The following is a 10,297-nucleotide window of genomic DNA, read 5'->3' as shown; positions in this document are numbered from 1 at the left end:
GTTGTGATGTCTCTCGCCAATTTCCCCCTTGCTGCCAAGCCTGATGACTTGGCGTTGATGCGCCGCTTCCTCGCCTTGCCGAGCGACAAACGCACGGTTTTCCAGTCGCGCGCACGCGCTCAGGGCATTGATCTGGGCGGCTTGCCGATTCCCGGCAGGCTGCGTGACGGTACGGACGTGCCGCTATCGTACGCGCAGCAACGCCTGTGGGTCGTCGAGCAGCTCTCACCGGGCACGGGGGCGTACAACATTCCGGCTGCGGTGCGCTTGCACGGTACGCTCGCCGTCGACGCGCTGACGCAGGCGTTCGCTACTGTCATTGCGCGCCATGAGGCGCTTCGCACCAGTTTTCACGAGGGGCCGAACGGTGCGTATCAACGCGTGCACACCGAGGTGCCGTTTGCCGTCGCCCTGGAGGATTGGCGGCGCGATGCGGGCGATGCATCCGCGCAGGAGGCGCGTGTGCAGGCGTGTGCCCAGGAGGAGGCTGTGCGGCCCTTCGCGCTCGATGCCGCGCCATTGATACGCGTGAGGCTGATCCGTCTGACCGACGAAGCGCATGTGCTGCTCATCACGCTGCATCACATCGTGGCGGACGCCTGGTCGATGGCGCGTCTGGTCGATGAATGCACGCGCGCCTATACGCACTTCGCCGCCGGGGGCGCTCACGTCGACCCGTTGCCCGAGCTGCCGATTCAATATGCGGATTACGCCATCTGGCAGCGCGCTTGGCTCGAAGCGGGGGAGCTGCCCCGACAACTGACCTACTGGCAACGCCTGCTGGGTGATGACCACCCAGTGTTACCGTTGCCGGCCGACCGCGTACGCCCGGCGGTGCCCAGCGGACGCGGCGCCACCTACGTCATGCAGGCCGACAGCGCGCTCACGGCGCGATTGCGCGCGCTGGCCCGCGGACACGACACCACGCTCTATACCGTGTTGCTGGCGGCTTACGGGGTGTGGCTCGGTCGCATCGCGGGGGTTCGTGTCGTCAATGTCGGCGTGCCGGTGGCCGGTCGGGCGAAGCTCGAGACCGAGCCGCTCATCGGGTTCTTCGTGAACACGCAGGTCATGCGTGTAGGCGTCGACCCCAGGCAGACGTTCGACGCACTGGTGGCCACGATGAAGTCGCAGGCCATCGATGCGCAGGCACACGCGCAGGTGCCGTTCGACAAGGTTGTCGAGGCGCTGCAACCCGCGCGCGATGCTGCGGTCAACGCGCTGTTCCAGGCGAAGTTCAATCACGAAATCGCGCGTGACGTGATCCCGGCGATGGCGGGATTGCGCGTCGAACCGATGGCGGTTGCCGGGCAGCGTTCACATTTTGATCTCTCGCTCGATACTGTGGAGCGTGGCGACACACTGCAGATTGCCTTGACATATGCCACGGATCTCGTCGATGACACGACGATCGAGCCGCTTGCCCGGGCTTTCCGGCATCTGCTTGGGCAACTTGCGCACGCGCCACATGTCTTGCTGGGTAGCCTATCGCTGGAACCCGAGCAGGTGCTGGCGACCGACGGCGAGTGCCGGACATGGGCGGTGGACGACTGGCTCGATGCGTGGGCTGCACGCGTGGGCGAGCGTGGAGATGCGCTTGCCGTCGACGCGGAAGACGGCGCGTGGTCGCGCCGCACGCTCGACGCTCGCGCAAATCGCATTGCGCAAACGTTGGCGGAATCCGGCATCGGGGTGGAGGATCGTGTTGCGCTGGTCCTTCCGCGCAGCGCGGCATGGGTCGCCGCAATGCTCGGCGTGTGGAAACTGGGGGCCGCATATGTTCCGCTGGATCCGTCGCAGCCGGCGGCACGTCTGGCGCAGCTGGTCGCAGCAAGCGGCGCGCGGGCCGTGATCGTCGACTCGGCGTCGGCGTCGACGTCGATGGCCGCGCTGCATGGTGTCGATGGTTGCCGCACGCTCTCGGTCACCGATGTCATGGCGGGTGACGACGTTCGCTTCGCGCATCGCCGGGTGCATCCGGCGCAGGCGGCGTATGTGATCTACACGTCCGGGTCGACCGGGCAGCCCAAAGGCGTGGTCGTCGGCCGTGGGGCATTGCACAATTATGTCCAGGGCGTGATCTCTCACTGGCATGATTTGCCGGACGACGCCGGCATGGCGATGGTCTCGACCGTGGCGGCGGACCTCGGACACACGGTATTGTTCGGCGCCTTGGCGATGGGCAGGCCCTTGCATCTCTTGCCGCAGGAGGATGCCTTCGATGCGGGCCGCTTCGCTGACTGGATGCGCGCGCGCCGGATCGGGGTGATGAAGATTGTCCCGGGTCATCTCAAGGGCTTGCTGTTGGCGGCCGGCCCCGACGTGTTGCCACATGACTGGCTGGTCGTTGGCGGCGAGGCGGCCGACACGGCGTTGCTGGCGCTGTTGCGCACCCACCGCCCGGGACTCCGCCTGCTCAATCATTACGGACCGACCGAGACGACGGTGGGGGTGCTCACTCACCGCGCACCCGAGTGGGACGCGCGCGACTCGAGCGCGCCGGAGCCGCTTCCCGTCGGTACCCCCTTGCCGAATGTCAGCGCATACGTACTCGATGCCGATCTCAACCTGGTGCCGCCGAGCGTGGGGGGCGAACTGTATATCGGCGGCGTCGCGCTCGCGCGAGGGTACCTCGGGGAGCCGGGCAAGACTGCGGAGCGGTTCGTGCCGGACCCGTGGCGTGCGGGCGCACGCATGTATCGCACGGGCGATCGGGTGAAACGACGCGCCGACGGACAGATCACATATCTCGGACGCGCCGACGACCAGGTGAAGATTCGTGGCTACCGGGTCGAACCGGGCGAAGTCGCGTACGCACTGCGGGCGTTGGAGGGCGTGCGCGACGCTGTCGTGCTGGTCGAGCACGACGCGCGCGGCCAATCGCAACTACTCGGCTATTACGCGGGTGAGCTGGCGCAGACCGCCGCGAGCGAGGCGTTGCAGGCGTCGTTGCCCGCCGCATGGGTGCCTGCGCGTCTCGTACGCTTGAATGCGCTGCCACTGACGGCCAATGGCAAGGTCGATCGCCGCGCGCTGCTGGAGGCGGCGGCGACTGCATCGTCGCCGGCGTCCGTGCCTGAGGCATCGGCGGTGTGCTCGGCGCTCGAATCTCACATCGCGCAAGTCTGGTGTGGCGTGCTGAAGCTCGATCGCGTGAGCCGCGACGCCAATTTTTTCGAGATCGGCGGCGATTCGATTCTCGCATTGCAGGTGATCGCGCGGCTCAAACGTGGCACGCCTGCGCTCAGGGTCACGCTGCGTGACCTGATGCAACACAGCACGGTTGCGCGTCTGGCGGCAGGTGTCGCAACGTCTGGCGCGCCAACGCCACTGCGCGGCGGCGTGCTGGCAAGCCTGAACGCGGTCAAGGCATCCGTGCCGGCACTCTTCTGCGTGCATCCGGCCGTCGGCACGGTCTTCGACTATCGGCCACTGGCGCAGGCGCTGATGGGCGAGCGCCCGGTGATCGGTATCCAGTCGCGCATGGTGCTTGATCCCGCATGGCGCGACACGTCGCTCGAAGACATGGCGGCCTGCTACGTGGATGCGGTGCGCGCCTCGCAGCCGAACGGACCGTATTACCTGCTCGGCTGGTCGCTGGGGGGCGCCGTTGCCCTGGCGATGGCGCAGCGACTGTGGGCCGCTGGCGACGAAGTCGCATTTCTCGGCCTGGCAGACACGTTCGTGCCGCCCGCGCTGGGGACACCGCCCGCGGTGTCGAGGCGCGACTGGACGGCGGACTTGCTCGACTATCTCGTGACGATCCTGCCGCAGGTGGACGCCGCGCAGTTGCGTGCGTTGCTCGCGCCGCATGCGGGCAAGGCGTTGGACGAAGGGGGGCTGGCTGCGGCGGTCGACGCCGCGTTGTCGATCCCGGCCCAGGGCGAAGCGGCGACAACCGATACAGGCGACTACGCGTCGCTCGGCCGCGACGAGCTTGGGCATCTGTTCCGTGTGACGGCGCACCTGCGGGCGCTGGCGGACGCGCACCGTTTGCGTCCGATGGCGGGACCGGTGCATGCCTGGTGGGTCGAGCGTCGCGCGCAAGAGGATCGGGACCGGCTGGCGCATGCGCTGGGGACTGCGCCAGTGTATGAGAGCACGGTGTCGTCGAGCCACATGCAGTTGCCGCGCGCCAAGGCGTGGATTGACGATGTGGCACGTTCGCTCAGGCACGTGGATGCGTGGCGTGCCGAGGAACGAGCCGCGGTGTCTGTCCCATGCGGGCCACCTGCTGACGGCCTATAGGCCGGGCACGCAAGCAAGAAGGGGCAGCCCCGCGCAGGGCCACCCCTTTGTTACCTTGCTCACCGGCGGCCGGTGAGGCCGAAGGGGGCTTCGCCGTGCGTTACCAGGAGTACTTTGCGGTTCCCAGGATCGTGCGGCGGGCGCCATAGGCGCATTGCGACGTCGTCACGCACACGACGTAGATCTTGTCGAAGATGTTGCTGCCGTCGAGCTGGAAGCGCCAGTGCTTGTTGAACTGGTAGTGCAGACCGAGGTCGACCAGCGTGCGCGACGGTGCCTGTCCGGCCGTGTTGGTCGATTCGATATAAGTCGGCCCCACGTAGCGGACACCGCCGTTGAAGCCGAAGCCCTTGAGCATGCCGGTGTGGAACGTGTAGTCGGCCCACAGCGAGGCGGCGGTGCGCGGCTGCTGCGGTGGCACCTTGTTGAGCAGCGTGGCGTCGTTGGTCTTCGAATTGACGATATTGGTGTTCGTGAACGAGCTGATCACCTTCAGATTGTCAGTGAGTTCGCCGACCGCCTCGATTTCGAAACCCTTCGAGTGCTGCTCGCCGGTCGTCACCGAGTAGGCGGTATTGACCGGGTCGGTGGTCAGCACGTTCGTCATGTGGATGTCGAACAGCGACAGTGTGATGAAGCTGTTGTAACCAACGGGCTGGTACTTCACGCCGATCTCGTACTGTTTTCCCTTCGACGGCTTGAACTGGTTGCCGAAACGATCGGTGCCGACGTTCGGCTGGAACGACTCGGAGTAGCTGAAGTACGGCGCGATCCCAGTGTCGAACAGGTAGGTCAGACCGGTGCGAAAGGTCGCCTGCGAATCCGACTGGTTCGACGAGCGCTGGGTCAGGCGGTTGTATACGTTCTGCGCGGCCCAGTCTTGACGCGCGCCAAGCGTGAGCAGCCACTTCTTATACTTGATCTGGTCCTGGAAGTAGAGGCCGCCCTGCGTATAGCGCGAATCGGTATCTGCGGCCTGGCGCGTCAGGCCGAAGACCGCCGAACTGTAGCTTGGCGAGTAGAGATTGAGCTGGTTCGCCGCGCTGGCCACGCCCTGGCGCATGCTGCGATGCTCGTTATAGTAGTAATAGTCGAAGCCGAACAGCGCAACGTGCGAGAACGGGCCGGTCTTGAACTTCGTCTGCAACTGGTTATCGATGGTGACCACATCGGTCTGGCGGTAATCCGCGAAGGGCAGCCGGTTGATCGTCGTTGTGCTACCCGACGTATAGCCCAGCCCGTAACCATCGGTGTCGACCTTATAGTCGAGATATGAATAGCGTGCAGATTGCTTGAACGTGACCTGATCGTTGAAGCGGTGCTCGATCTGGTAGCCCGCGAAGACCTGCTCGCGCTTGATGTTGTCGGTGTCCGGGTCGCCCACGAATCGGCCGACCGGGATCTGGCCGTTCGGATTGTAGAGCACGGTGCCAGAGGCGGGCAGGAACTGGCCGAAGCCGACCTTGTCGCGCTGGTAGCTCCCCTGGAAAGTGATCGTGGTCTTGTCAGTCGCTTTCCAGGTCAGCGACGGTGCGATGTAGATGCGGTCATTCGGGGTGTGGTCTACCTGCGTGTTGCTGTCGCGGACCAAGCCGACGACGCGATAGAGCACCTTGCGGTCTTCGTCGAGTGGGCCGCTGAAGTCGAACGCGGCCTGTTTGTTCTTGAACGAGCCAAGGGAGAGCTGGACCTCATGCAACGGCGTTTCGAGCGGCTTTTTCGTGACCATGTTGATCAGGCCGCCGGGCGTGTTCTGGCCATAGAGCACCGATGCCGGGCCGCGCAGGATCTCGATGCGCTCGAGTCCATAGGGGTCGAGCTGGAACTCGGTCACCGATTGCAGACGTGTGCCGTCCATGTACATGCCCAGCGTGGACGCCGAAAAGCCGCGGATGTTGATCCAGTCGAAGCGGGTCTCGAAGCCTGCGTTGTCGGGCAACACCCCCGCGCTGTACCGCATGGCCTGGCTGACGCTCTGGGCGCCCAGGTCGCGGATCATCTCCTTCGGGATCACGGAGACCGATTGCGGCGTCTCGAGGAGCGGTGTATCGGTCTTCGTACCGGCGGTGCTGCGTTTGGCAACGATGCCGTCGACCGGCCCTGCACCGTCCTCCTGATCGCGCTGCGCGCTCACTTGCGTAGGCGCGAGCGTCACGTCGCTCGACGCGTCCGACGTCTGCGCGTAGGCGCTGCTCGAGAATGCCAGCGGCGCGAGGGCAAGGCTCGCCGCGATGGCGATGTGGCGATGACGAGGACGATGGGTCGATCGCCGGCGGCTGGCTTCCCGGCCAGAAACGCTCCCGTAGTGGTTCATCTAAGACTCCTGAGTTTTTATCGGAAACCGAGGCGACGGGCGCACTCGTGTCCCCGGGCGCCCGCACCTATCGAGTAGTGGACGAACCAAGTCTTCAAATGTTTACGGGGGCGCGCCTATTGGGACAGATGCAGTGCGCTGACCGTGGCGGCGGCGACATCCGCTTCACTGAACGCCGCGCGCTGCCAGCGCTTGTCTGCCCAGGCTTGCAGCGCTTCGCCGTTGCGCGGATCATCCGGATCGTCGGCGGGGCCCGAGGCGTCGAGGGTGGTCGCGTCCACCGCTTGCGCCGGCGCGCCCGGGAACGACACGACCTGCAGATACGTGTCGCCGCGCGGCGTGGTGTCCATCGCGTAGCGGCCCGGCCCCATGCGTGCATCGGCGCAAGCGATCGAGAAATAGCCGGCGATGTCGCAGCCACCTGACAGTCCGATGCGGCGCCCGCCCCGGGTCGCGAAGAGGGCCTCGTCGCGGCGGCTGTCGAGCGCCAGTCCCATGCTTTGCATCTCCAATACGGCCGCGCCGAGCGCCTGCGCAAGCGTTGCCCGGTCAGCGGCCAAACCGGCGGGCGACGTTGCCGCTTGCGACGCGTCAAACGGGGGCGCCAGTGCCCGCTGTCCCGTCGCATCAACGCCTGCCAGACGGATCCAGACGGCGTCCCACAGGTTGGCCCCTCGCGCGCGACGCTCGCCCGTGCCATCCCACGCGGCGAGCACGCGGCAGGCCGGCGCGATGTCGACGTTGCGCGCCGGTTCGAAGGCCTTGCCGTTCAGGCCATCGCGGGAGATCCGCACGTCGATCGGACCGTTGGTCGACGGGCACACCCTCGCGAGCAGCGTCTGTCGGGTGAGGTCTGCGGAGAGCGGCTGGGCGTGGAGCACGGCGTCGCGCAGCGCGCCCGGCGTGACGGGACCGGCGGCGCGCAGAGCGGCGATGCGTTGCAGGCCCGCGCGGCTGCGCAGCGAGAGCGGCGCGTCACGTCGGCCAAGCACGGCGCTCAGGTGGCGCAACGGCGCGTCTGGCGCGGCAAGCCATGCGCTGTCGTTCATATTGGATACGACGGTACGACTCATGATGTCCGGCATGGCGTGGCGTCCAAGGGTACCGGGCAGGGGGCTGTCGGGCTCGGTCTGCCAGGCGCAGGCACTGCGGCTGCCGTCGAGCACGGGCAGTCCCGGTGCGAGTCGGGCGAAAGCTTCGCCCGCTGGCATCGCGGTGCAGGCTTTGGCGAGGGCGTCGGGCACGCCGGGCACCGGACCGATGTCGCCGAACCACGCACGTGGGTCGTGCCTGCCGATGGCCAGGGTATTGACCCACGGATTCGCCGCATCGGCCCGCGCGCTCGCGACGAATGCGTCGAGCGATTTGGCCTGGGCAAGGTGCAGGTAGTGCTCCAGTAGTCCGAAATTGCCGGCATTGGCATCGCGAAGCACGAATGCGTGCTGTCGCGACCAGCCCAGCGCGGGCGACATCGCGGACAGGTTGACGAGCGGCCCGTCGCCAGTGCGGTAGCGTGTGAACGATAGGCTTGACCGATGACCTTGCGCGTCGCGCACCGGTACGGCGATTTGCACGCGTTGCATCGCTTCGATGCGCGCATCGACGCGATAGCGCGTCGGGTCGGCCGGGTCGAGCGTGAGCGCCATGAGGCCGAAGCGCCGCGCGGCCGAGACCGTGTGCGTCCAGGCCACGTTCTGCGTGAAGCCGATCATGACGAAGGGCGTACCCAGTAGACCGACGCCCGAGGCGTCGAGCTTGCCGGGAATCGTCAGGTGCGCGGGGTAGAGCCGGTCGGCGCCCTCCCAGTACCAGTGCGGGCTGCCGTAGAGAATCGGTTGTCCATTGGCGCTGAGCTCGGCGCCGAACGCGATGGCGTTGCTACCGAGCGCGGGGTCGTTGAGCAATGTCATTGCCGAGGGTGACAGCGCGATCTTTTGCGTGGGCGAATCCGGCGGCGGGGCCGAGGCGAGGCTGACGGCGGGCGGCTGGGCGTTGGCGATGGCGGCCACTTGCGTAGCGGATCCCGCTGCGAGCGTTGCCGCATAGAGTCGACGGTAGACGTCGTCCTCGGTCACGGCTGCGAGATGTCGCAGCCAGTCGGCATTGCGGCACGCGGCATGCTCGCGTGCGTCGGAGAGGTGGCGCACGTCTTTCAGGTAGCGATTGATCCCGGCGGCGAACCCCTGCGCCAACGCGCGGCCGCGCGGCGACTGGGCGGCGCGGTATCGGGCGAGGGTGCCGTCGTCGAACATCAGGCGGAAGAAGACATCGGCGTCGAGGTTCGTCGGCTGGCCGAACGTTGTGCGCTGCGCGACGCGGCCCTTCGCGCCGAACGCGAGCGAGCGTTCGCCGCGAAACGTCACGATGCTCTCAGCCAGCGTGCACAGGTTGTCTTGCCCCTGCGCATAGCCGAAGCCGAAGCCCAGGCCCCCCCAGTCGTCGGCGCGAATGTGGGCCGTGCCGTCGATGGTGCGGCGGATGTCCGCCGTGTAGTGCCGGGCGGCGACCGATGCGGTGAACGGCGCGGAGGCGGCGGAAGCCGCGATATCGGCCGATGGCGATCGGGCGCATGCCGCAAGGAGAAGCCCCAAGGCCGCGACACCGAAGCGGGAGCGCCGATTGCCTGCATGCGTTGGTGGGCGCGGTGGGCGATGGGGGGGGACGGGGAAGGACGCGGTTCGGGGGGCGGATGGACAGGATGGGCGTGAGGGCCTTGAGGGGGGAGAAAGCGGACGTGGCGATGACATGGGTAAATATGCCGGGTAGTGATACGTCTTCTGATGGACGAACCACCACTTCTGGAGTTTAGGCGGCCTATGCGGGGCGCTGGGCGCTCTCGATGACGCGGGGCTGAGCGGCCGGGGCATACCGGGACGCATCGCATCCCGTGCTCCGCGCCTGGCTGACCGTCCGGCCCGGCATCCACCATGAATGAATCTCTGACCTCTCCTGTTGGCGCCACGTTACGCGCGCGAGGATTGAACGTCTCGGTCGGTGCGCGCCACGTGCTCAATCATGTGGACGTCACGTTCGCCGCAGGGCGTATCAGTGCGCTGTGCGGCCCGAATGGCTGTGGCAAGAGCACCTTGCTGCGCACGTTGGGCGGGCTGCTCAAGCCGGCCTCGGGCCGGGTCTGGCTGGACGACACACCGCTCGATACCCTGCGTGCGCGCGAACGCGCGCGTCGTATTGCACTACTGGCCCAGACCCCCGGCATGCCCTTCGGCATGACAGTGGCCGAACTGGTCGCCTGTGGGCGATATAGCCACACGGGCATTGGCGGACGCCTCGGCGAGCGTGACAATCTCGCCATCGAGCGCGCGCTGCACTTGATGGAACTCGAAGCGCTATGCACGCGCGACGTCGCGGCACTCTCGGGCGGCGAGCGTCAGCGCGCCTTCATCGCCATGGCGCTGGCACAGGAGGGTAACGTCCTGCTGCTCGACGAGCCCACGACGTACCTGGATGTGCGCCACCAGATCGACATCCTCGGCCGGATACGGGAACTCAATCGCGAGACCGGTATGACCGTCGTGTGGGTGCTTCACGACCTCAACCAGGCGGCCGCCTTCTCCGACGCCATGCTGCTCATGCGCAGTGGTACGCTGGTCTTCTCGGGCACGCCGGACGAAACAATGGACCCGGGCCGTCTCATGGACGTGTTCGCCACGCCGATGCAGCGCATCGATTTTCAGGGCTTGCCGATGTGCCTGCCTGTGCTGGGGGGCTGATCGC

Annotated in this window: 4 protein-coding genes; 2 read left to right on the top strand and 2 right to left on the bottom strand. The window is 66.7% G+C overall.

The window, feature by feature from the left end:
- The first annotated feature begins 6 nt into the window (after window positions 1-6).
- The gene (locus PTE31013_RS11180) at window positions 7-4,248 is read left to right on the top strand and encodes an amino acid adenylation domain-containing protein (protein ID WP_150612868.1); all 4,242 of its coding nucleotides are present in this window, start codon (window positions 7-9) and stop codon (window positions 4,246-4,248) included.
- A 100-nt stretch (window positions 4,249-4,348) separates the two neighbouring features.
- On the opposite strand, the gene PTE31013_RS11175 is transcribed toward PTE31013_RS11180, so the two are convergent.
- Both PTE31013_RS11175 and PTE31013_RS11170 read right to left on the bottom strand, forming a co-directional pair.
- Complete coding sequence (locus PTE31013_RS11175) at window positions 4,349-6,562, bottom strand: TonB-dependent siderophore receptor (RefSeq protein WP_150612867.1); 2,214 nt, start codon at window positions 6,560-6,562, stop codon at window positions 4,349-4,351.
- Between the two features lie 116 nt (window positions 6,563-6,678).
- On the bottom strand, window positions 6,679-9,309 hold the full coding sequence (locus PTE31013_RS11170) for a penicillin acylase family protein (protein WP_484555853.1): 2,631 nt from the start codon (window positions 9,307-9,309) through the stop codon (window positions 6,679-6,681).
- A gap of 180 nt (window positions 9,310-9,489) precedes the next feature.
- On the opposite strand from PTE31013_RS11170, the gene PTE31013_RS11165 reads away from it, so the two are divergent.
- The gene (locus tag PTE31013_RS11165) at window positions 9,490-10,293 is read left to right on the top strand and encodes an ABC transporter ATP-binding protein (protein ID WP_150612865.1); all 804 of its coding nucleotides are present in this window, start codon (window positions 9,490-9,492) and stop codon (window positions 10,291-10,293) included.
- Window positions 10,294-10,297 lie beyond the last annotated feature (4 nt).

It is taken from the genome of Pandoraea terrigena, assembly GCF_902459705.1.
Classification (GTDB): domain Bacteria; phylum Pseudomonadota; class Gammaproteobacteria; order Burkholderiales; family Burkholderiaceae; genus Pandoraea; species Pandoraea terrigena.
Note: the sequence above shows the minus strand (reverse complement) of the source record. Positions and strands in the feature narration are given on the sequence as shown.